Genomic DNA, 21,495 nt, shown 5'->3' with positions numbered 1-21,495 from the left:
GACCAGGCAGCGTTCTCCCCAGGGCACCGCACTTCCGTGCCACGCGAGACGAGCCCGCCCTCCCTGCGAGCTGTTCGATCTTCCCATCGACCACCTGACGAACCCGTTACTGGTTCTTTGACAATTGCTCCGTTCGGCTCACTTCTCACGACGGGAACCGGTCATCCAACGCAGAAGGCCGGGGCTCACCCAGTGGGTGAGCCCCGGCCTTCGCCGTTCCGGTCTAGCGCTCCAGGGACGGCGACACCAATTCGCTCGGGCCGCCACCGGACTCCCCGGCGACCGCCGCCAGCTCTTCGCCCACCGATTCGCCGTTCTTCGGGCGCGCGTCCTTCGTCAGCAGGGACGCCACCGCGCCGATCAGGCAGACCGCGATCGCGAAGCCGAACGCCACCGCGAGGCCGGACTGGAACGGGCCCGAGATCAGGTTCGGGAAGAAGCTGCGTCCGGTCAGGAACGAAGCCTGGTCCGGCGGCAGCGACGTGAGCTGGCCGCCCAGCAGCTGCTGGATCGGGTTGTACCCGAGGAACGCCGCGAACAACACCGCCACCGCCGGCAGGTTCGCCACCTGGGTGGCCGCCGCGTCGGGGACGCCGTGGGCGATCAGGCCCGCGTGCATCGTCGACGGGAGGCTGCTCGACAGGCCCGCGATGATCAGGCTGAAGAAGAAGCCGATCGACAGCACCATCGCCGCGTTCTGGAACGTCGTCATCATGCCCGCGCCGGAGCCGCGCGAGTCCGCCGGCAGGCTGTTCATCACCTCGGCGCGGTTCGGCGAGGAGAACATGCCCATGCCGATGCCGTTGACCAGCAGGATCGCCGCGAACGCCCAGTAGTCGAAGTTCACCGGCAGGATGATCAGCAGCAGGAACGTGATCGCCGTGATCAGCAGGCCGCTGGAGGCGAGCAGGCGGCTGCCGATCCGGTCGGCGAGGATGCCGGACGTCGGCGCGGCGACCAGGAAGCCGACGGTCATCGGGAGCATGTAGATGCCCGCCCACAACGGCGTCTGCTCGAAGGTGTAGCCGTGCTGCGGCAGCCAGATGCCCTGCAGCCAGATGATCAGGATGAACTGCAGCCCGCCGCGGCCGAGCGACGCCGTCAGGTTCGCGACGTTGCCCCACGTGAACGAGCGGATCTTGAACAGCGACAGGCGGAACAGCGGGTTGTCGACCTTCGTCTCGATGACCACGAACGCGACCAGCACCGCGACGCCGCCGATCAGGCAGGAGAGGACCATCGGGCTGCCCCAGCCGGTCGGCGAGGAGCCGTAGGGCTGGATGCCGTAGGTGATGCCGACCAGCACCGCGATCAGGCCGACGGCGAAGGTGATGTTGCCCCACCAGTCCATCCGCGCGTGCTTGCGGACGCCGGTGTCGTGCAGCTTGAGGTACGCCCAGATCGTGCCGATGACGCCGAAGGGCACCGAGACCAGGAAGATGAGGTTCCAGTCGACGGGGGCGAGCACCCCGCCGACGACCAGGCCGAGGAACGACCCGGCGATGGCCGCGACACCGTTCATGCCGAGCGCGAGGCCGCGCTGGTTGGCCGGGAAGGCGTCGGTGAGGATCGCCGAGGAGTTCGCCATCAGGAAGGCGCCGCCGACACCCTGCACGATCCGCCAGCCGATGAGCCACAACGCGGCGGCGTCACCGTCGAACCAGGTGATGGCGAGCATGATGGAAGAAACGGTGAAGACGGCGAAGCCGAGGTTGTACATCCTCGCGCGACCGTACATGTCGCCGAGCCGGCCGAAGCTCACCACCAGCACCGCGGTGACCACGAGGAAGCCCATGATCATCCAGAGCAGGTAGCTCGTGTTGGCCGGCTCCAGGGGGTTGATGCCGATGCCCTTGAAGATGTCGGGCAGCGCGATCAGCACGATCGAAGAGTTGATCGTGGCGATCAGCATGCCCAGCGTCGTGTTGGACAGCGCGATCCACTTGTACCGCGGCCCTAGTTCCGCGATCGAATAAGTCCGGCGTTCCGCCACTGTGCAACCCTTCCGCTCATCAGTCCCTTAGCTAGGCTAAGCAACTTGCTTGCGTATGGCAACCAAGTTCCGGGTTTGCCTGGGAGAGCATGATCACAGTCGCTTGACTGTCCTTTGTGGAGTCTTTACTCAAGACCGCACGGTGCGAGTTGCCCGGGCGGCCGTCACCGCAGCAGCCGGCCCAGCACCGCCACCCCCTCCTCGATCTCCGACGCCGTCCGAGCCGCATACCCGAGCACCAACCCCGGCCTCCCCGGCCGCTGACGATGCCAAGACAGTGGCTGGACCTTCACCCCCTCCTCCAGCGCAGCCGCCGCCAGCGCAACGTCGTCCACCTCCGACGAGAACGTGATCGTCAGGTGCAACCCCGCCGCCGCACCATGGACGACCGCCGACGGGACGTCCGATGTCAACGCGCGGATCATCGAGTCACGGCGACGGCGGTGCCTCCCGCGGACCACTCTCAGCTGGCGCTCCAGCTCGCCGGACTCCATGAGCCGGGCCAGGACCAGCTGGGCCAGCACCGCGTTGCCCAGGTCCGCGAACCGCTTCGCGGCCACCAGATCGTCGCGGAAACGAGGCGGCGCCACCAGCCAGCCGACGCGCAACGCCGGCGCCAGCAGCTTCGAAACGCTTCCCGTGTAACAGACTTCGGGCACCATCGACCGGACCGCGGGCACCGGCGCGCGGTCGTACCGGTGCTCGGCGTCGTAGTCGTCCTCGACGATCACGCCGCCGTCGTGCGCCCAGCGCATCAGGGCTCGGCGGCGCTCGCCTCCTAAAACCACGCCCATCGGGAACTGGTGGGCCGGGGTCAACAGCACCGCCGGGGCGTTGAGCTCCGCGACGCGCAGGCCGTCGTCGTCCACCGGGACCGGCGGGGTTGCCAGGCCGCAGTGGTGCAGGTGCTGGCGCGCGCCGAGTGAGCTCGGGTCCTCCACCGCGATCTCCGTGATCCCGTGCTGCCGGAGCACCGCACCGACCAGCGTCAACGCCTGCGCGACCCCGGCGACCACGATGATCTCGCCCGGGTCGGCGCGGATGCCGCGGCTGCGCGCCAGCCAGCGCGACACCGCCAGCCGCATCGCCGGCGCCCCGCGTGGGTCGCCGTAGCCGAAGTGGGCCGGCTCGAGCTCGTCGAGCACCGCGCGTTCCGCCTTCAGCCACGCCGCTCGCGGGAACGCCGTCAGGTCCGGGACGCCGGGGGTGAGGTCGATGCGGGCCGGGGCCGCGCGGACCTCGTCGAAGACCTCGACGCCCGGCAGTGGCGTGATCACCTTCGACGGCGGCCGGACGCGCGCGGGCTCCGGCGCGCTCACCGGCGCCGCGACCACCACGGTGCCCGCCCGGCCGCGGCCCGCCGCGTGGCCGTCGTCGATCAGCCGCTGGTAAGCCTCGGTGACCACACCTCGCGACACATGCAGCTCGGCGGCCAGCACCCGGGACGCGGGCAGCCGGCCGCCCACCGGGAGGCGGCCGTCGGCGACCGCGGCGCGCAGCTGCCCGGCCAGCCAGTCCGCGAGCCCGCCCGGCGGCGCCTCGCGGACGTCGAGCTGCAGGAAGTCCGAGCCTATGGACCCCTCCGGAAGCGAAGTTTTGGCCCTGTCCATCAGGCCATTGTCGCAGCACGCTGGACTCATGGACACCACCTACGTGCACGGATACACCCGCCCCGAGGCCCGCCGCCTGGGCGACCAGGCCGACACCCTGGCCGAGCTGCTCCACGCCGGCACGGCCTACCCGGCGGGGAGCCGCGTGCTGGAGGTCGGCTGCGGCGTCGGCGCGCAGACCGTCCACCTCGCCGCCCGCAGCCCGGACGCGCAGCTGACCGCGGTCGACGTCTCCGCGGACTCCCTCGCCCAGGCGAGACGAAGAGTGCGGGGCGTCGACTTCCGCCAGGCCGACCTGTTCGACCTCGACGGCAGCTACGACCACGTCTTCGTCTGCTTCGTGCTGGAACACCTGCCGGAGCCGGAGAAAGCGCTGTCGCACCTGAGGACGCTGCTGCGGCCGGGCGGCACGATCACCGTGATCGAGGGTGACCACGGCTCGGCCTTCTTCCACCCGCGCAGCGAGCACGCCCAGGCCGCGATCGACTGCCTCGTCCGTCTGCAGGCCGACGCCGGCGGCGACGCGCTCATCGGCCGCCGGCTCTTCCCGCTCCTCGACGGCGCCGGGTTCGGCGACGTCGTGGTCGAACCCCGCACGGTCTACGTCGACCGGTCGCGGCCGGAGCTGGTCACCGGGTTCACCCGCGACACCTTCACCGCGATGGTCGACGGCGTCGGCGAAACGGCCGTCGCGAACGGGCTCAGCACCGAGGCCGCCTGGGCCCGCGGCGTCGCGGACCTGCGCCGCACCGAGGACGGCACCTTCCACTACACGTTCTTCAAGGCCACCGGAGGGACATCGTGATCACCTGGCGCCGCACCCGCCGTCTCGCGGGCAGCACGAACTTCGTCGACCGCGACCGCCAGCGCGTCGAAAACGACCTCGTCGCGCTCGACCGCCCCTACCCGGCGACGCGGTCCAGCGCCAGCAGGTGGTCCTGGACGCGGCTCGCCCCGGGCACCCACTCCCCGGCGTAACAGGCCATCGCGCGTTCCCAGTGCTCCCGCGCGGCTTCCGGCTCTCCGAGTCCACAGTGGACTTCACCGAGCCCGCAGTGGGCGCGGCCCTGCTCGGGACGGCAGCCCGTCTCCTTGGCCGCGGCCAGGGCTTCGCGGTGGTACGTGAGTGCGTCCGAAGCCATCCCGCGCGCGGCGGACAGAGCGCCGAGGCTGTTGAGGACCCGGGACTCCACCCCGCGGTCCCCGCATTCGCGGGCGAGTCCCAGCGCTTCTTCGAGGTGCTGGGCCGCCTCCGCGTGCTTGCCCTGCGCCAGCCGGACGTCGCCCAGGTGCTTCAACGCGACACTCCGGTTCGTCGGGCTTCCGGTCTCCTGGGCGATTTCCAGCGCGCGCTCCAGGTGCGCCGCGGCCTCGGTGTCGCGGCCTCGCGCGTGCTCGACGTCGCCGAGGATGCCCAGCGCGTAGCCCTCGCTCACCCGCACCCCCATCGCGCGGAAGTGCTCCATCCCTTCGGCCAGCGAACACGCGGCTTCGTCGTGACGGCCGAGCGCCGAGAGCGCGTCACCTCGGTTGACCAGGGCGTATCCCTCGCTCGTGCGGTCGGCGATCTCCCGCGCGAGAGCGAGCGCGTCCTCGTGGTGGCCGATCGCTTCGCCGTACCGGCCGATGCCGCGGCACGAGCAGCCGAGCACCACCAGGACCAGGCCTTCGCTGGTGCGGTCGCCGTTCTTGCGGGCCAGCGCCAGCGCTTCGGTCGAGTACGTGATCGCTTCGGCGAACCGGCCGAGCGCCCGGCAGACCAGGCCGAGCGTATTGAGCACGTGGATCTCGGTCCGGCGGTCGCCGGTCTCGCGGACGAGGACGAGCGCCTCTTCGAGGTACCGCCGCGCCTCCCGGGACCGGCCGACGCGCCAGTGCCCCAGCCCGATGAGCGTCAGCCGCTCGCCTTCGGCCACCCGGTCGCCGGCGTCGTGGGCCAGCGCCGACGCGTGCGAGTGCAGCACCAGCGATTCCTCGTGGTAACCGCCGACGTCGAGGTAGTGCCACAGGATCCCGGACAGCAGCCGCAGGTGGTCGGCCCAGCCGTGCCGTGTCGCGTGCGCGGCGACCGCCAGCAGGTTGCGGCGTTCGGCCTCCAGCCACGCCTGCGCGTCGATCACCTTGACGTCGGGGTCGGGCACCTCCGGGCGCAGGTGCCGTTCCTGCGGCAGGACGACGTCCATCGCCTGCGCGGCCGACCGGACGTAGAAGTCGAACAGCCGCTCCTGCGCCTCGTGGCTTTCCCCGGCCGATTCGGCCGCGAGCTCGGCGGCGTAGACCCGCAGCAGGTCGTGCAGCTGGACGCGGTCGTCGCCGGTCTCCTGCGCGAGGTGGGCGCGCACCAGGGCGCCGGTCAGCCGTTCCGCCTCCGGCAGCGGGACACGGGCGAGCGCGGCGATCGCGGCGGGGGTCAGGTCGCGGCCCGGGTGCAGGCCGCAGAGCCGGAACACGCGCGCGGCGTCGGCCGCCAGGTGCCGGTAGGACCACGAGAACACGGCGCGGACCGCGGTCAGCGGGTCTCCGCCGCCGTCGAGCAGGTCGAGCCGCCTGCGTTCGTCGGCCAGCTCGGCCGCGAGGGCGGCGAGCCGCTCCCCCGGCCGGCTCAGCGCCAGCTCCGCGACGAGCCGCAGGGCCAGCGGCAGCCGGGCGGAGTAGCCGATCAGCGCCGCGATGGCGTCCGGTTCGTCGTCGGCGCGCCGGCCCAGCAGCGTCCGCAGCAGGTCGCGGGCTTCGGCTTCGGTGAGCAGGTCGACGAGCACCCGGCGGGCGCCGTGCCGGGCGACCAGCCCGGGCAGCGCGTCCCGGCTGGTCACCAGCACCAGGCACGACGCCGAACCCGGCAGCAGCGGACGGACCTGCCCGACCGAGCCGGCGTTGTCCAGCACCAGCACCATCCGCCGGCCCGCCAGCGCGGTGCGGAACTTCGCCGCGCGCTCGTCCTGCTCGGCGGGGATGTCCGCGCCGTCGACCCCGAGCGCGCGCAGGAACCCGGACAACGCGTCGCCCGGCTCGACCGGCCGGACCGTGCCGTAGCCGTGCAGGTCGAGGTAGAGCTGGCCGTCCGGGAACTCTGCCCGCGAGCGCTGGGCCCAGTGGACGGCGAGCGCGGTCTTGCCGACCCCGCCGGTGCCGGAGAGGACGGCGATGCGGGCGCCGGTGCCGTCGCGGTTCAGGAGGTCGTCCAGCTCGGCGAGCTGGGTGGCGCGGCCGCGGAAGCCGGCGACGTCCGCGGGCAGCTGAGCGGGACCGCGGGAGGGCAGCTCCCGGCCGGCGAAGTCCTGCCGGAGCACCTGCTGCTGGGCCGCGCGCAGCTCCGGACCGGGCTCGATGCCCAGCTCGCCGTCGAGCCGGTGGCGGACCTCTTCGAACAGGGCCAGGGCGCCGGCCTGGCGTCCGGACGCGGCGAGCGCGAGCATCAGCCGCGCGTGCGCGGACTCGTTCAGGGGCTCCTCGGCGGTCAGCCCGCGCAGCTGCACCGCCGCGTCCTCCGGATCCGCGACGTCGGCGTAGGCCATCACCGTCTTCGCGCGCTTCATGGCCAGCCCCAGCCGAGCGGGGTACTGCCGGAGGCGTTCGACGTCGGCGAGCACCGGACCGCGCCAGAGCTCCAGGGCCTCGCGGTGGGCACCCCGGTCGGTGAGCGCTTCGAAGCGCAAGAGGTCGAGGACGTCCTCGTCCGCGGACAGCCGGTAGCCGCCCTTGTCCGTGGTGATGAGGTCGGCGGGCCGCAGCGCCCGCCGCAGCCGCGCGACGTAGGTGTGGAGCAGGTCCAGGCACGACGGCGGCGGCTCGACCCAGATGACGTCGACGAGGTCCTCGCGCCGCACGGTCCGGTTCGGCTGCAGGGCCAGCATCGCCAGCAGCAGGCGCTGCTTCTCCGCGCCGATCTCGACCGGCGTTTCCCCGCGCCGCACCACGAGCGGTCCCAGCACGCCGATCCGCACCGGCTCCGGCGGGGCCTCGGCAAGCGCTTCCCGCAACCGCCGTTCGGTCCCCGGCCGGGGCCGCCGGACGGTGCCGAGCTCGGCGTTGCGCACCGCGCGCAGGCTCACGCCGGCGCGCTCGGCCAGCTGGGCCTGGGTGAGCCCGGCGAGCACCCGGCGTTCCCGCAGCCAGCCGGCGAACGACAGGCCTTCGTCCACTGGTGTCCTCTCCCGCGTGCCCCGAGCGGAACGTACCCCTCAAGCATCACGATCGTGCCGCTCCCCGAGTACCACCGAACGGCGAAGATAACCGTTTCCGCAGGTACCGACGGTGACAACGGCGTATCCCGCGAGTACAGGCGCTCGTCCACCACGGGTTCCTAGGCTTTGGGGGTCCGGTGGTGGCGAGGGGTTCGGAGCAGCCGTCGCGTGGGGTACGACGGCTGCACCCGAGCCTGCTAGACGTCGAAGCGTGCCAAGAGGGCCCGCACGGCGGCTGGGTCCTCGACGTGGGCGTTGTGCCCGAGGCCGGTGAGGACGACCGCGTCCGGGTCGAGCGCCCGCAGCTGCTCGGGCCGGCTCATCGGGTCGGTCTCCCCCGCCGCCAGCACGACCGGGCACCGCGCCGCGGTCAGGAGTGCCGGCATGTCCGGCGCGCCGACGCCGAACGCGGCCGGGTCCATCGCGAGGCGGTAACCTCCCTCGGTCTCGCGAAGCCCGGCCGAGTCGGCGGGCGCGATCCCCAGCAGCCCCGACACCTTCAGGTACGCCTGTTCGGCGTCTTCCCGGGTCTCGAACACCCGCGCCGGCCGCGCCGCGAAGCTCGCCGCGCGCCCGAGGTCGTCCTGGCTCCACTCGACCTTCACCCCGACCGCCAGCACCCCGGCGACCTCGACGTCGTACTCGCCGGACGCCAGCTCGAGCGCGATCACCCCGCCGAGGGAGTGCCCGACGACGACGAGCGGACGCCGGTCCGGCAGCGCCCGCGCGACCGCGGCGGCGAGCGTCCGGAAGCTGTAGTGCGGCAGCGGCGCCGACCGGCCGTGGCCGGGCAGGTCGGGCACCAGGACGCGCCGGGCGAGCAACTCGGGGAAGTGGGCCCAGGCGGCGCCGGTCGCGCCCAGGCCGTGCGGGAGGAGAACGGCGGGCTCGCCCTCGCCGCCGGTGCGCATGGTGAGCGTGTCCATCCGCAGCAGCCTGCCCGACGACGGCGTTCGCGGCTAGGGTCGGCTCGTGGGGATCACGGATCCGGACACCTACGTGCGGGGTGTCCCGTACGACGAGCTGGCGCGGCTGCGGCACGGCTCGCCGGTGGTGCGCGTCGACGACTTCTGGGCGGTGCTGCGGCACGCCGACGTCCGCACGGTGCTGCGTGATCCCGGCCTGTTCTCCTCGCAGCTCGGCGGCACGCAGATCCGCGACCCGGCGTCGGCTTCGGACCTGGCCTACGTCCGCCGGATGATGCTGAACATGGACCCGCCGGAGCACGGCCGGCTGCGCGGGCTGCTCACGAAGGCGTTCACCCCGCGGGCGATCGCGAGGCTGACCGAGCGGATCGAGACGCACGCGCGTGACCTCGTCACCGCGGTCGCCAGCCGGGGCGAGTGCGACTTCGCCGCGCTGGCCGCGGACCTGCCGCTGCTGACGCTGGCCGCGGTGTTCGGCGTGCCGGAGCAGGACCGGCGGCTGATGTACGACTGGAGCAACCGCGTGATCGGCTACCAGGACGCCGACTACGCGGTCAGCGCCACCGTCGCCGAGGCGGACGTGACCGACCTGGCGCGGGCCGCGCTCGCCGTCCGCCCGTCCCCGGGCCCGGACGGGGTGATGCCGGACCCGCGCACGCGAGCGGGGATGCCGGACCTCTACGCGTACGCGAACGCCCTCGGCGAGCACAAGCGCGAGCACCCGGGCGACGACGTCATGAGCACCCTCATGCAGCACGTCGCCGACGACGGCGGGCGCGTCTCGCTCGCCGAGTTCGAGAACCTCTTCTGGCTGTTTTCCGTGGCGGGCAACGAAACCCTCCGCAACGGCCTGCCCGGCGGGATGCTGGCGCTGCTGGCACACCCGGCGCAGTACCGGCGGCTGCTGGCCGACCGATCGCTGCTGCCCGCCGCCGTCGAAGAGATGCTCCGCTGGTGGACGCCGGTGATGCACTTCCGCCGCACGGCGACCGCGGACACGCGACTGTCCGATGTGGATATCCGGGCCGGGGACAAGGTGGTGGTCTGGTTCTCCGCGGCCAACCGCGACCCTTCGGTGTTCGCCGATCCGGACACCTTCGACCTCACCCGGACCCCGAACGACCACCTGACCTTCGGCCACGGCCCGCACTTCTGCCTCGGCGCCCAGCTCGCGCGCGTGCAGCTGCGGGCGATGTTCACCGCGGTCCTCGACCTGCTGGGCGAAGCCGAGCTCGCCGGCGAGCCGGTGCGGCTGCGGTCGAACTTCCAGAACGGCCTGAAGTCCCTGCCGATCCGGTGGCGCCGCTGATGGAGATCCGGGAGATGCGGGCGTTCGTCGCGGTGGTCGAGGCGGGCGCGATGTCGAAGGCGGCGCGGCAGCTGCACGTGAGCCAGCCCGCGTTGTCCCAGACGATGACCGCGCTCGAACGGCGGCTCGGCGTCCAGCTGCTGGTCCGCACCAGCACCGGTGTCCAGACGACCGACGCCGGGACGACGTTGCTGGGCGAAGCGCGCGCGGTGCTGGCGCGTCACGAGCAGGCACTGGCCGCGCTGGCGCGGCACACGACGACCGACGTCCTGCGGGTCGGCATCCCCCTGGAGCTGCCGCCGGACCTGCTGCCGTCGGCCCTCGCGCGGCTGGCGGAGGCGTTCCCGGACACGCGGGTGCAGGCCCGGCACCTGTCGTCGGTCGCGCAGGTGACGGCGCTGCGGGCCGGCGAGCTGGACGTCGGGCTGGTCCGCGAACGTCCGCCCGGCCCCGACCTGGACGCGGTGCTCGCGGTGGCGGAGAACGTCGGCGTCCTGCTGGCGGCGGACCTGGCGGAGAAGCTGGGCTCCCCGGTCCGGCTGGAGGAGCTGGCCGGGCTGGAGTGGTTCGCGTTCGCCCGGGCGGGCAGCCCGGCCTGGTACGACGAGCTGGCCGCGATCCTGCGCAGCCATGGCCTCGACGTCGGGCCCGAGGTGCCCGAGGAGCAGCGGCTGATCGTCGAGCTGAAGATCCCGGCGGTCAGCTCCGGTGGGGCGTACGCGTTCGCCCCGCCGCAGTGGCCGTACCCGATGCCGGACACCGTGCGGTGGCTGCCCCTGGCGGGCAACCCGATCGTGCGGCGGACGTGGGCCGTGTGGCCGGCGACGTCGCACCGCCGGGACGTCGCGGAGTTCGTCGCGGCGCTGGACGACCATCGGCCCGGCGAATCGCGGGCATAAGCAGCGCCGAACGCGTCTCCGGAAGCCCGCCGGAGCGCTCGTCCTTGTACCCGGTGAAGGACAACGGGTACGAGGAGTTGAGTGATGAGTTCGGAACTTTCCGGGTCGACGGCGCTGGTGACCGGCGGAACGAGCGGCATCGGGCGGGCGACGGCGGTCGCGCTGGCCGGGCTCGGCGCGCACGTCGTGCTGTCCGGCCGGGACGCGACCCGCGGCGAAGAGGTCGTCTCGCGGATCCGGGCGGCGGGCGGGAAGGCCGACTTCGTCGCGGCCGACCTGACGGACGCCGCGTCGGCGCGCTCGCTGGCCGCGCGGGCCCGTGAGGTGGGCGGGCCCATCGACGTGCTGGTGAACAACGCCGGGATCTTCCCGACGGGGTCCACTTCGGACACGGCCGAGGCCGACTTCGACCGCGTCTACGAGACGAACGTGAAGATCCCGTACTTCCTCGTCGCCTCACTGGCGCCGGAGATGGCCGCGCGCGGGCACGGCGCGATCGTCAACGTGTCCACGATGGTCGCGACGCGCGGCATGGCGGGAATGGCGCTCTACGGCTCGTCGAAGGCGGCGGTCGAGCTGATGACCAAGGCATGGGCGGCGGAGTTCGGGCCGTCCGGGGTCCGCGTCAACGCGATCAGCCCGGGCCCGACCCGCACCGAAGGCACCGCGGTCTTCGGCGACGGCCTGGACGAGCTGGCCGCGGCGGGCCCGGCCGGTCGCGTGGCCGCCCCGGAGGAGATCGCGGCGGCGATCGTGTTCCTGGTGAGCGAAGAGTCGAGCTTCGTCCAGGGCGCGGTGCTCCCGGTGGACGGCGGCCGCTTGGCGGTGTGAGCCCGGTCGTGAGTGGTCGGGACGGTTCTAACCGCCCCGACCACTCACGACCCCGCGCCCTGCCGCTCGCGCTTGGGCGGCCACGGCACCACCGCGGACGTGCGCCGCTGGTAGTCCGCGTACTCCGGGTACCGCGACTTCGTGATGCTCTCGGTGAACTTCGTCGAGCCGACGAACAGCAGCGTCAGCAGGACCGCGCCGACGACCGTCCACTGCAGACCGCCGGCGACGACGCCGAACGCCGCGACCGCCCACCACTGCGCCTGCTCGAAGAAGAAGTTCGGGTGCCGCGAGTAGCGGAACAGCCCCTCCTGGAGGAACCGCGTCGACGCCCGGCCCGCGTGCTTCTCGCCGTGGAACTCCCACTGCTGCTGGTCCGCGACCGTCTCGCCGACGAGGAACCCGGCGAAGATCACCGCCACGATGACGTCCGCCACCCCGAACGAGCCCTGGTGCTGCAAAGCCGTGTACGCGGGCAGCGTGATCAGCAGCAGGATCGCGTTCTGGTACAGCGAGATGAAGAAGAAGTTGAACACCTGGAACTGCCACGGCGCCATCCGCTCGCGCAGCACCGCCCACCGGTAGTCCTCGCCGCCGCGAGCGTAACCACCCTTCCGGGCGAAGTTGAACGTCAGCCGGATCCCCCACAGGGTGGCCAGCGCGAACACCACGTCGAGGCGCGCGTCGGCGAACCCGGCCGCGCCGGCGAAGATCGCCACGTAGACGACCGGGACGATCGACCAGATCCGGTCGACCCAGGAGTACTCCCTGGTCAGCACCGACATCAGCCAGGTACCGAGCGTCACCCCGGCGAAGACGTACAGGCAGACCCGCAGCGCGTCCATCCCCTCACCATAGGACCTAGGATCGCGTCCATGAACCTGCCGCTGCGGGACCGGAAGATCGACGTCTTCTTCGCGGTGCTGTTCTCGGCCTTCACGGTGACATCGCTGATCAGCGACCTGCTGCCGACCGTCGGGGTCGACTTCTCCCAGCCGTCCGACAACTTCTTCGTGAACTCGAACTACTGGTACGCCCACGACGCCGACCCGCTGTTCATGCACCCGCCGGACTGGATGCGGATCGTCACCGGGCTCTCGGCGTTCGTCTACATGCCGTTCTACGTCGTGCTCGTCTTCGCGCTGCTGACCGGCCGGAACTGGATCCAGCTGCCGTCGGTGATCTACGCGACGATGATCGTCACGCTCACCGGGGTCGTCGTGTTCGGCGTCGAGTTCTTCGGCGACCCGGCGACGCGCACCGGCAACCCCGCGAAGTTCCTCGCCTTCAACCTGCCGTACGTCCTGGTCCCGCTCCTGCTGCTGGTCCGGATGCGCAGGCCGCTGCCGTTCACCCGCCGTTTCTGACCCCGGAGGCGCCGTGCCGCACTCGTTCCTCAGCCACCTCGCCTGCTCCCGGACCGGCGAGCGCCTCGACGCCGACGTCGTCCAGGGCCTGTCGCCGGCCGGCGCGCCGCTGCTCGCGCGGTACGACCTCGACGGTGTCCGCGAGGCCGTGACGCCCAAGGACATCGCCGGGCGGGAGCCGACGCTGTGGCGCTACCACGAGGTGCTCCCGGTGCGTGCGGCCGAGAACGTCGTCAGCCTCGGCGAGGGTATGACGCCGTTGCTGCGCCTGCCGCGCTACGGCCGCGAGCTGGGGCTGTCGCGGCTGTGGATGAAGGACGAAGGCCTGGTCCCGACGGGCACGTTCAAGGCGAGGGGCGCCGCGGTCGGCGTCTCACGGGCGGCCGAGCTGGGTGTGCGCGGGATCGCGATGCCGACGAACGGCAACGCGGGCGCCGCGTGGGCGTTGTACGCGGCCCGCGCGGGGATGACGAGCCTGATCGCCATGCCGGACGACGCGCCACAGATCACCATGCGCGAGTGTGTCGCCGCGGGCGCCGAGCTGTACCGCGTGGACGGTCTCATCGGCGACGCGGGGAAGCTCGTCGCCGCGGCGGTTCCGCGGCGTCCGGGCGTCCAGGACGTCTCGACGCTGAAGGAGCCCTACCGCATCGAGGGCAAGAAGACGATGGGGTACGAGATCGCCGAGCAGTTCGGCTGGCGGCTGCCCGACGTCATCCTCTACCCGACCGGCGGCGGGGTCGGGATCATCGGCATCTACAAGGCGCTGCTCGAAATGCGGGAGCTGGGCTGGGTGTCCGGCGACCTGCCTCGGCTCGTCGCCGTGCAGGCCACCGGCTGCGCGCCGATCGTGACGGCGTTCGAGCAGGGCGCCCGCGAGAGCGAGCCGTTCCCCGACGCGCGGACGGTCGCCTTCGGCATCACCGTGCCGAAGGCCCTGGGCGACTTCCTCGTGCTCGACGCCGTGTACGCGACCGGCGGCACCGCGGTCGCCGTCACCGACGACGAACTGCTTGCGGCGCAACGGGAGCTCACCGAACACGAAGGCACCTTCGTCTGTCCGGAAGGCGGAGCGTGCTTCGCCGCGTTGAGGCACCTTCGCGAGTCAGGCTGGCTCGAAGGCGACGAAGACGTCGTGGTCCTCAACACCGGCGCCGGGATCAAGTACCCGGAGACGGTCCCGCTCGACGTCCCGCTGCTCGCGAAGACCGGTGAGATCCCTCAGCCCCAGGTCAGGAACCGGTAGTGCAGCCCGGTTGACGACTCGAGCCACTCCCCGACCGCGTCCGGCGGGCGGCCGACGTCCGGCGCGAGCGTGTCGCCGTCGAAGGTCTCCCGGAGCTCGGTGACGACGATCCGGTCGGCGAACGGCAGAGTCGCCCGGTAGACGGCCGCGCCGCCGATCACCCAGCCGTCACCGGACACCGCGGCGAGCGCCTCCGGCAGGTCGGGGAACGTCTCGACGCCCTGCTGCGGCGTGCGTGAGAGGACGAGGTTGCGCCGGCCCGGCAGCGGCCGGAACCGCGGCGGCAGCGACTCCCACGTCCGGCGGCCCATGAGGACGGTCGCGCCGGCGGTCACCGACCGGAAGTGCTTCAGGTCTTCCGGCAGATGCCACGGCAGCGTGCCGTCACGGCCGATGACCCCGTTCGCGGACTGCGCCCAGACGAGCCCGATCACACCGCCACCGGCGCCTTGATGCCCGGATGCGGGTCGTAGCCCTCCAGCGCGAAGTGCTCGTAGGTGTAGTCGAAGAGGCTCTCCGCCGGCTTGAGGCTCAGCGTCGGGAACGGCCGCGCCTCACGCGCGAGCTGCGTGCGGACCTGCTCGACGTGGTTGTCGTAGACATGGCAGTCGCCGCCGGTCCAGACGAAGTCGCCGGCCCGCAGGCCGACCTGCTCGGCGATCATGTGCGTCAGCAGCGCGTAGCTCGCGATGTTGAACGGCACACCGAGGAACAGGTCCGCGCTGCGCTGGTAGAGCTGGCAGGAGAGCTCACCGTCGGCGACGTAGAACTGGAAGAACGCGTGGCACGGCGGCAGCGCCATCCGCGGGATGTCGGCAACGTTCCACGCCGAGACGATGATCCGCCGCGAGTCGGGGTTCTCCCGCAGCGTGCGCAGCACCTCGGAGATCTGGTCGACGTGCCCGCCGTCCGGGGTCGGCCACGAGCGCCACTGCACGCCGTAGACCGGGCCGAGCTCACCCTCGGGGGACGCCCATTCGTCCCAGATGGAGACGCCGTTCTCCTGCAGCCACGAGACGTTCGAGTCGCCGCGCAGGAACCACAGCAGCTCGAAGGCGATCGAGCGGAAGTGGACTTTTTTCGTCGTGACCAGGGGAAAGCCGTCGGAGAGCCGGTAGCGCAGCTGGTGCCCGAAGATCGAGCGGGTGCCCGTCCCGGTGCGGTCCGCTTTGCGGGCGCCCGTGTCGAGCACGTGGCGGAGCAGGTCTTCGTACTGCGTGTCCGGCATGCCTGCGAGCCTAAGGCAGGACCGAACGCACCGCTTCGGGCGTCCGCGCCACGACCGTCGTGCCGTCGTCGGCCGTGATGATCGGCCGCTGGATCAGCTTCGGGTGCTCGGCCAGCGCGTCGATCCAGCGTGAGCGGTCGTCCGGGGTGCGGCCCCAGGTCTTGAGGCCGAGCTCCTTCGCGACCGCCTCGGTGGTGCGCGCGATGTCCCACGGTTCGAGGCCGAGGCGCTCGAGGACGGCCTCGAGCTCCGCCGCGGACGGCGGGTCGTCGAGGTAGCGGCGCACGGTGTACTCCGCGCCGGCCTCGTCCAGCAGGGACACGGCGGACCGGCACTTCGCGCACGCCGGGTTGACCCAGATCTCCACGGCGGCAGCTTACCGCCCTGGTTTTGGAGCACGCGTTCTGTTACGGTCGCGGCATGCCCCGCCCCCGCGTCCACGACCTCGACGAGCTCCTCGACGTCGCCGAACGGCTCGTGGCGTCGTCCGGGGAGGTCACCGTGCGGGAGCTGGCCGCCGCCGCGGGTGTGCCGAACGGGACGATCTACCACGCGTTCGGCTCGCTCAGCGCGCTGCTGGCCCGGGTCTGGCTGCGCGCGGCGACGGCGTTCCTCGACCTGCAGACCGCGCACGTGGACGCGGCGTCCTCCCCGGTGGAGGCCGTCGTCGCGGCGGCGGACACCCCGGCGGTGTTCGCTTCCCTGCGTCCCGACGGGGCACGGATGCTGCTGCGGGTCCGTGGCGATCGGCTCTTCGGGCCCGAGCTGCCCGAGGAGCTGGCCGACGCCCTGCACGCGCTGGACAAACGCCTGGTCGCGCTGCTCGTGCGGCTCGCGCGCCTGGTGTGGGACCGCGGTGACGGCCTGGCCGTCGAGGTGATCACCACCTGCGTCGTCGACCTGCCGACCGCGTTCTTCCGGCGGGACATCACCGATCCCCTGGTGCGGGCACGGCTCGCCGCCGCCGTGCGGGCCGTGCTGACCGTGCCCCCTCGAGAAAAGGACCGACCGTGACCGTCTCCGTGTTCGACCTGGGCGACGACGAAAACCGCTTCTCCCCCGACTGGCTGCAACGTGCGCATTCCTTTTTGGACGGTGTCACCGATGCGCTGGTGACGACCGGGAGCGGCAAGTTCTACTCGAACGGCCTCGACCTCGACTGGCTGATGGCCAACGGGGACAAGGCTTCCGAGTACGTCGCCGACGTGCAGGAGCTGTTCGCGCGTGTGTTGACACTGCCGGTCCCGACGGTGGCGGCGATCAACGGCCACGCGTTCGGCGCGGGCGCGATGCTCGCGATGGCGCACGACTTCCGTGTGATGCGTTCGGACCGCGGGTACTTCTGCTTTCCGGAAGCCGACATCAACATCCCGTTCACCCCCGGGATGGCGGCGCTGATCCAGGGGAAGCTGACGCCGTCGGCGGCGATCGCGTCGATGACCACGGGACGCCGGTTCGGTGGGGCGGACGCGCTTTCCTTCGGCCTCGTCGACGAGATCGCGGCCGAGAGCGACGTCGTGAAGGTGGCTTCGGAGCGGGTTGAAGTGCTGGCAGGTAAGGATCGCGGGACGCTGGGTGCGATCAAGGCGACGATGTTCGCCCCGGCGATCGCGGCGCTGCGGACGCCTGCGTAGGCCTCCGGCCCCCGGTTTCCAGCTTACCGGCGGCCACCGACAGTTCCGGACGCCTCCGTGACGGCCACCCCGAGGTCGCCGTCACGGACCGGCGACCTCGGCCAGCCGACGGCGCAGGTGGGCACGCTCGGGCTCGGTTCCGGCCAGCTCCAACGCTTCCCGGTACGCGGCCGCCGCTTCGACGTCGCGGCCGAGGCGGCTGAGGAGGTCTCCGCGCGCGGCCGGGAACGGGCTGTACGCGCTGAGCCGCGGGTCGCCCGCCAGGCCGTCGAGCAGGGCCAGCCCCGCCGACGGGCCGTCGCGCATCGCCACCGCCACCGCGCGGTTCAGCTCCACCACCGGGGACGGCGCCAGCCCGCGCAGCACCTCGTACAACCCCGCGATCTGCGGCCAGTCCGTGCTCGCCACGTCCGCCGCTTCGTCGTGCAGGGCCGCGATCGCCGCCTGGACGCCGTACAGCCCCGGCGGCCCGCCGGTGAGGGCCACGAGAACCAGCGACGCCCCTTCGTCGATCATCTCGCGGTCCCAGCGGGCGCGGTCCTGGTCGTCGAGCAGCACCAGGTCGCCGTCCGAGCCGGTGCGGGCGTCGCGGCGCGCGTGGATCAGCAGCATCAGGGCGAGCAGCCCGGCCACCTCGCGCTCCCCCGGCAGCAGCCGGCGCAGGATCCGGGCCAGCCGGATCGCCTCCTCCGCCAGGTCGAGCCGCTGCAGGTCCGGTCCGGAGCTGGCCGCGTACCCCTCGGTGAAGATCGAGTAGACGACCTGGAGCACGCCCGGCAGCCGCGCGGGCAGCTCGGCGGCGTCCGGCACCCGGAACGGGATGCGCAACGTGCGGATCCGGTTCTTCGCCCGCACGATCCGCTTCCCCATCGTCGCGCCGGGCACCAGGAACGCGCGCGCCACCTCCGGCGTGGTCAGGCCGGCGAGGCAGCGCAGGGTCAACGCCGTCCGGTCCTCGGCCGACAGGGCGGGGTGGGCGCAGGTGAAGAACAGCTGGAGCCGCTCGTCCGGCAGGTCGCCGCCGGCGTCCGGCGGCGGGGCGGGCGCGCGCTCGGCCTCGACCCGCAGCACCGCGAGCCGGGCCGCGTAAGCCTGGTCGCGGCGCAGCCGGTCGACGGCCTTGCGCCGGGCCGTCGTCATCAGCCAGGCGCCCGGTTTCGGCGGCACGCCGTCGGCCGGCCAGTGCACCAGCGCGGCCTCGATCGCCTCCGACGTCACCTCCTCGGCCAGGTCGAGGTCGCCGAACCGGCGGACGAGCGCGGCCAGCACCAGCCCGCGCTCCTCCCGGAACACGGCCTCGACCGCGGCCCGCCCCGGCACCGTCAGCCCCCGTAGGACGCGAGCGGCCGGACGACGATGTGCCCGCCGTCGCGGGCGCCCGGGCAGCGCGCCGCCCAGTCGAGCGCGACGTCGAAGTCCGGCACGTCGATGACGAAGTAACCGCCGAGCACCTCGCGGGACTCCGCGAACGGCCCGTCGGTGACGACCCGCTCGCCGCCTTCGGTGACGCGGACCGCGGCGGCCGTCGTGAAGTCGGCGAGCGAGTTGCCGCCGACGTGGACACCGGCGTCCTTCATCGCCTTGTCGAACAGCATCCAGTCCTCGGGCGTGCTGCAGCCGGTGGGCTCGCCGTCGGCGGTGAGCGAAGCGTTGATCAGCATCAGGTACTGCATGGGGATCCTCCTGTGGCTCGGTTGCCGTACGCGGTGACTACGAACGGCCGGCGCCGCCTTGGACACCCTCGCCGAAGATTTTCTCATGTCAAGAAACTTTGACACAGTGTCTGCTTTATTTTACTTTGAGGAGGTGACCCACGAAGAAAAGCGCGCCTGGATCCTCGGGATCGCCGCGATAGTGAGCTACGCGGTGTACCTGGTGGTGGTGCTCGGCCGGGCCGGCGGGCGACCGCTGGCCGACGTCCCGTACGCCGGGACGCTGCTGTGGACGGTCGGCGCGTCCATCGCCGCGACGATCGTGGCGAGCATCCTCGCCGCGGTGATCTCGAAGGACGGCGGCAAGGACCAGCGCGACCGCGAGATCGGCCGGTTCGGCGAGTACGTCGGCCACTCGTTCGTCGTCATCGGCGCCGTCGCCGCGCTGCTGCTGGCGATGGCCGAGGCGCCGCACTTCTGGATCGCCAACGCCGTGTACCTGGCGTTCACGCTCTCGGCGATCCTCGGGTCGGTCGCCCGGATCTTCGCCTATCGCCGGGGTTTCCAGCCGTGGTGAAACCGACCCGCGTCACCAACTCGCTCCGCGCCCTCCGGTTCGCGCACGGCCGGATGACCCAGGCCGAGCTCGCCACCCGGATCGGCGTCACCCGTCAGACCGTCATCGCGATCGAGCAGGGCCGCTACTCGCCGTCGCTCGAGATGGCGTTCCAGCTCGCGCACGTGTTCGGCGTCCCGCTCGAAGAAGTGTTCCAGTACCCGGAGGAGTCCTCGTGAAAGCCCTGGTCCAAGACCGCTACGGCCCGCCCGAAACGCTCGTGTTCCGCGACCTGGACAGACCGGCGCCCGGAGCCGGCGAGGTCCTCGTGCGGGTGCACGCGGCCGGCGTCGACCCGGGCGTCCGACACCTCACCACCGGGCAGCCGTACCTGCTGCGGCTGCTGGGTTTCGGGCTGCGCCGGCCGAAGCAACCGGTGCGCGGCCTCGATTTCGCCGGCACCGTCGAGGAAGCCGGCGACGGCGTCCGGCGCTTCCGGCCGGGTGACGAAGTGTTCGGCACCTGCGAAGGCGCGTTCGCCGAACTGGCCGTCGCCAACGAGGACCTCGTGGTGGCGAAGCCCGCCCGCCTCTCGTTCGAGCAGGCGGCGGCCGTCGCGGTCTCCGGCTGCACCGCGCTCCAGGCGCTGGACGACGTCGAGCCGGGACAGCGCGTCCTGGTGATCGGCGCGGCGGGCGGGGTCGGGTCGTTCACGGTGCAGCTGGCCAAGACCGCCGGCGCGCACGTCACGGCGGTGTGCAGCACGGCGAAGACGGACCTCGTCCGCACGCTCGGCGCCGACGACGTCGTCGACTACACCCGCGAAGACTTCACGACCGGGCGATACGACCTGGTCGTGGACACCGCGGGCCTGCGCTCGCTGCGCCACCTGCGCCGGGCGCTGAACCCGCGCGGCACGCTCGTGATCGTCGGCGGGGAAGGCGGCCGGTGGCTGGGCGGGATCCAGCGCGTGTTCCGCGCGGCGCTGCTGAACCCGTTCGTGCGGCAGCAGCTGCGCGGGCTCGTCTCGAGCGTCCGCCGCGCGGACCTCGAAGCCCTGCGCGAAAAGATCGAGGCCGGGCAGCTCACACCGCTGCTCGACCGGACCTACCCGCTCGCCGACGCCGTCGCCGCGATCGCCCACGTCCACGCGGGGCACGCGGCGGGCAAGGTCGTCCTCACGCTCTGAAACCACGGTCCTTCAGGTGCTTGATCCGGTCGATGTGGGCCGGGTGCCCGGCCAGCAGGCGCGACCACAGCCGCCGCTCGTCACCCCCGTTGACCCGGATCCACTCGCGGAACAGCGTGATCAGCTCCGGGCCGTACCCCAGCCGCGCCGCCATCAGGTCGGCCCGGTACTCGCCGAGCCGTTTCGACCAGGCGAGCACCGGGCCGAGCAGCGGCGCCAGCAGCAGCCACGGGTCGAGGAACGCGAGCGCGGTGAGGATGCCCAGCGTCAGCAGCACGGTGACGAGCACCGCCACCGACCGGCCGAAGGCGGCGAACGCGCGGCCGATGTGCGGCACGGCCAGCGCGAGCAGCCGGACCACGAGCGTCAGGACCCGGGCCGGCAGCTCCAGCCACCAGACGTAGAGCGAGATGCGCGTGTGCCCGGAGAGGTGGTGGCCGAGCTCGTGCGCCAGAATCGCCTCCAGGCCGGCCTGCGGGAGCTCGAGCGCGGTCCGCGTCACCGCGACGGTGTGCCCGCCCGCGGCGAAGGCGTTCAGCTCGCGCGACCGCTCGACCCACAGCCGGTACCTGCCGCCGTCGACCTCCGCCGCCTCGCAGACGGCTTGCCAGCACGGGCCGAGCCGCTCGAGCTCCCGTGCCGTCGGCGACCGCATGCCGAACAGCAGCGGCAGCAGGAAGTGCTCGAAGGCGGGCACGAACGTGATCGCCCCGGCCACCACCCACCCGGCCGGCAGCACCCAGAAGTACGGCGGCCAGACGAGCTTCCCGAGCAGCGCCAGCACGAACAGGCTGCTGGCGACGACCGGCACGGCCAGGACGACCCCCAGCACGGCGGAAAGGTCGGTGCGCTTCCGCTCGGTCACGACCGA

Annotated in this window: 22 protein-coding genes; 11 read left to right on the top strand and 11 right to left on the bottom strand. The window is 72.2% G+C overall.

Annotated elements, in window-relative coordinates; genetic code table 11:
- Positions 1-223: 223 nt before the first annotated feature.
- Together ACZ63E_RS33905 and pdxR are read right to left on the bottom strand one after the other, a co-directional pair.
- Entirely contained in the window at positions 224-1,993 is a 1,770-nt protein-coding gene (locus ACZ63E_RS33905; RefSeq protein ID WP_465340289.1) for an MFS transporter, read from the bottom strand.
- Between the two features lie 164 nt (positions 1,994-2,157).
- Positions 2,158-3,603 carry a MocR-like pyridoxine biosynthesis transcription factor PdxR gene (gene pdxR, locus ACZ63E_RS33900; RefSeq protein ID WP_465340288.1) on the bottom strand — a complete coding sequence of 482 codons (1,446 nt, stop codon included), beginning with the start codon at positions 3,601-3,603 and terminating at the stop codon, positions 2,158-2,160.
- A 28-nt stretch (positions 3,604-3,631) separates the two neighbouring features.
- Between pdxR and ACZ63E_RS33895 the strand changes: the two genes are divergently transcribed.
- Complete coding sequence (locus tag ACZ63E_RS33895) at positions 3,632-4,408, top strand: L-histidine N(alpha)-methyltransferase (RefSeq protein ID WP_465340287.1); 777 nt, start codon at positions 3,632-3,634, stop codon at positions 4,406-4,408.
- Between the two features lie 97 nt (positions 4,409-4,505).
- On the opposite strand, the gene ACZ63E_RS33890 is transcribed toward ACZ63E_RS33895, so the two are convergent.
- Positions 4,506-7,745, bottom strand: coding sequence for a tetratricopeptide repeat protein (locus ACZ63E_RS33890; RefSeq protein WP_465340286.1), 3,240 nt, complete (start codon positions 7,743-7,745; stop codon positions 4,506-4,508).
- Between the two features lie 239 nt (positions 7,746-7,984).
- Positions 7,985-8,713: an alpha/beta fold hydrolase gene (locus ACZ63E_RS33885; RefSeq protein ID WP_465340284.1), complete on the bottom strand. Its 729-nt coding sequence runs from the start codon at positions 8,711-8,713 to the stop codon at positions 7,985-7,987.
- 46 nt (positions 8,714-8,759) lie between these two features.
- Between ACZ63E_RS33885 and ACZ63E_RS33880 the strand changes: the two genes are divergently transcribed.
- From ACZ63E_RS33880 to ACZ63E_RS33870, 3 genes are all read left to right on the top strand, one after another.
- Entirely contained in the window at positions 8,760-10,022 is a 1,263-nt protein-coding gene (locus tag ACZ63E_RS33880; RefSeq protein ID WP_465340283.1) for a cytochrome P450, read from the top strand.
- Positions 10,022-10,921, top strand: coding sequence for a LysR family transcriptional regulator (locus ACZ63E_RS33875; RefSeq protein WP_465340282.1), 900 nt, complete (start codon positions 10,022-10,024; stop codon positions 10,919-10,921). The genes ACZ63E_RS33880 and ACZ63E_RS33875 overlap by 1 nt, the downstream gene beginning before the upstream one ends.
- 84 nt (positions 10,922-11,005) lie before the next feature.
- Positions 11,006-11,752, top strand: coding sequence for an SDR family NAD(P)-dependent oxidoreductase (locus tag ACZ63E_RS33870; protein WP_465340281.1), 747 nt, complete (start codon positions 11,006-11,008; stop codon positions 11,750-11,752).
- Positions 11,753-11,796: 44 nt separating this feature from the next.
- Here ACZ63E_RS33870 and ACZ63E_RS33865 read toward each other — a convergent pair whose 3' ends face one another.
- Positions 11,797-12,597 carry a DUF1295 domain-containing protein gene (locus ACZ63E_RS33865; protein WP_465340279.1) on the bottom strand — a complete coding sequence of 267 codons (801 nt, stop codon included), beginning with the start codon at positions 12,595-12,597 and terminating at the stop codon, positions 11,797-11,799.
- A 30-nt stretch (positions 12,598-12,627) separates the two neighbouring features.
- Here ACZ63E_RS33865 and ACZ63E_RS33860 point away from each other — a divergent pair, with 30 nt between their 5' ends.
- Both ACZ63E_RS33860 and ACZ63E_RS33855 read left to right on the top strand, forming a co-directional pair.
- The gene (locus tag ACZ63E_RS33860) at positions 12,628-13,119 is read left to right on the top strand and encodes an EXPERA domain-containing protein (protein ID WP_465340278.1); all 492 of its coding nucleotides are present in this window, start codon (positions 12,628-12,630) and stop codon (positions 13,117-13,119) included.
- 13 nt (positions 13,120-13,132) lie between these two features.
- Positions 13,133-14,365, top strand: coding sequence for a threonine synthase (locus tag ACZ63E_RS33855; RefSeq protein ID WP_465340277.1), 1,233 nt, complete (start codon positions 13,133-13,135; stop codon positions 14,363-14,365).
- Here ACZ63E_RS33855 and ACZ63E_RS33850 read toward each other — a convergent pair.
- From ACZ63E_RS33850 to ACZ63E_RS33840, 3 genes are read right to left on the bottom strand one after another with little or no spacing between them, the layout of a single operon-like run.
- On the bottom strand, positions 14,341-14,799 hold the full coding sequence (locus ACZ63E_RS33850) for a dihydrofolate reductase (RefSeq protein ID WP_465340276.1): 459 nt from the start codon (positions 14,797-14,799) through the stop codon (positions 14,341-14,343). The genes ACZ63E_RS33855 and ACZ63E_RS33850 overlap by 25 nt on opposite strands.
- Positions 14,796-15,593: a thymidylate synthase gene (locus tag ACZ63E_RS33845; RefSeq protein WP_465310651.1), complete on the bottom strand. Its 798-nt coding sequence runs from the start codon at positions 15,591-15,593 to the stop codon at positions 14,796-14,798. Before ACZ63E_RS33845 ends, ACZ63E_RS33850 begins: the two co-directional genes overlap by 4 nt.
- A gap of 10 nt (positions 15,594-15,603) precedes the next feature.
- Entirely contained in the window at positions 15,604-15,960 is a 357-nt protein-coding gene (locus ACZ63E_RS33840) for an arsenate reductase family protein (protein WP_465340275.1), read from the bottom strand.
- 53 nt (positions 15,961-16,013) lie between these two features.
- Here ACZ63E_RS33840 and ACZ63E_RS33835 point away from each other — a divergent pair, with 53 nt between their 5' ends.
- Entirely contained in the window at positions 16,014-16,607 is a 594-nt protein-coding gene (locus tag ACZ63E_RS33835) for a TetR/AcrR family transcriptional regulator (RefSeq protein ID WP_465340274.1), read from the top strand.
- The gene (locus tag ACZ63E_RS33830) at positions 16,604-17,227 is read left to right on the top strand and encodes an enoyl-CoA hydratase/isomerase family protein (protein ID WP_465340272.1); all 624 of its coding nucleotides are present in this window, start codon (positions 16,604-16,606) and stop codon (positions 17,225-17,227) included. Before ACZ63E_RS33835 ends, ACZ63E_RS33830 begins: the two co-directional genes overlap by 4 nt.
- An 81-nt stretch (positions 17,228-17,308) precedes the next feature.
- Here ACZ63E_RS33830 and ACZ63E_RS33825 read toward each other — a convergent pair whose 3' ends face one another.
- A complete protein-coding gene (locus ACZ63E_RS33825; protein ID WP_465340271.1) occupies positions 17,309-18,547 on the bottom strand; it encodes an RNA polymerase sigma factor in 1,239 nt (412 codons plus the stop codon).
- Positions 18,548-18,549: 2 nt separating this feature from the next.
- Positions 18,550-18,900 carry a YciI family protein gene (locus ACZ63E_RS33820; RefSeq protein ID WP_465340269.1) on the bottom strand — a complete coding sequence of 117 codons (351 nt, stop codon included), beginning with the start codon at positions 18,898-18,900 and terminating at the stop codon, positions 18,550-18,552.
- An 85-nt stretch (positions 18,901-18,985) separates the two neighbouring features.
- On the opposite strand from ACZ63E_RS33820, the gene ACZ63E_RS33815 reads away from it, so the two are divergent.
- Genes ACZ63E_RS33815 through ACZ63E_RS33805 form a run of 3 tightly spaced genes read left to right on the top strand, consistent with a single transcriptional unit; the run spans position 18,986 to position 20,624 of the window.
- Positions 18,986-19,456, top strand: coding sequence for a hypothetical protein (locus ACZ63E_RS33815; protein ID WP_465340268.1), 471 nt, complete (start codon positions 18,986-18,988; stop codon positions 19,454-19,456).
- Positions 19,450-19,674, top strand: a complete 225-nt coding sequence (locus ACZ63E_RS33810; RefSeq protein WP_465340267.1) for a helix-turn-helix transcriptional regulator — start codon at positions 19,450-19,452, stop codon at positions 19,672-19,674. Before ACZ63E_RS33815 ends, ACZ63E_RS33810 begins: the two co-directional genes overlap by 7 nt.
- Complete coding sequence (locus tag ACZ63E_RS33805; RefSeq protein WP_465340266.1) at positions 19,671-20,624, top strand: NAD(P)-dependent alcohol dehydrogenase; 954 nt, start codon at positions 19,671-19,673, stop codon at positions 20,622-20,624. The genes ACZ63E_RS33810 and ACZ63E_RS33805 overlap by 4 nt, the downstream gene beginning before the upstream one ends.
- Here the strand turns inward: ACZ63E_RS33805 and ACZ63E_RS33800 are convergent.
- A complete protein-coding gene (locus ACZ63E_RS33800) occupies positions 20,614-21,489 on the bottom strand; it encodes a M48 family metalloprotease (RefSeq protein WP_465340265.1) in 876 nt (291 codons plus the stop codon). The genes ACZ63E_RS33805 and ACZ63E_RS33800 overlap by 11 nt on opposite strands.
- Between the last annotated feature and the right edge of the window lie 6 nt (positions 21,490-21,495).

The organism is Amycolatopsis sp. NPDC104819 (assembly GCF_055583145.1).
The sequence above is the reverse complement of the archived record's forward strand: the minus strand, read 5'-3'. Positions and strand labels throughout refer to the sequence as shown.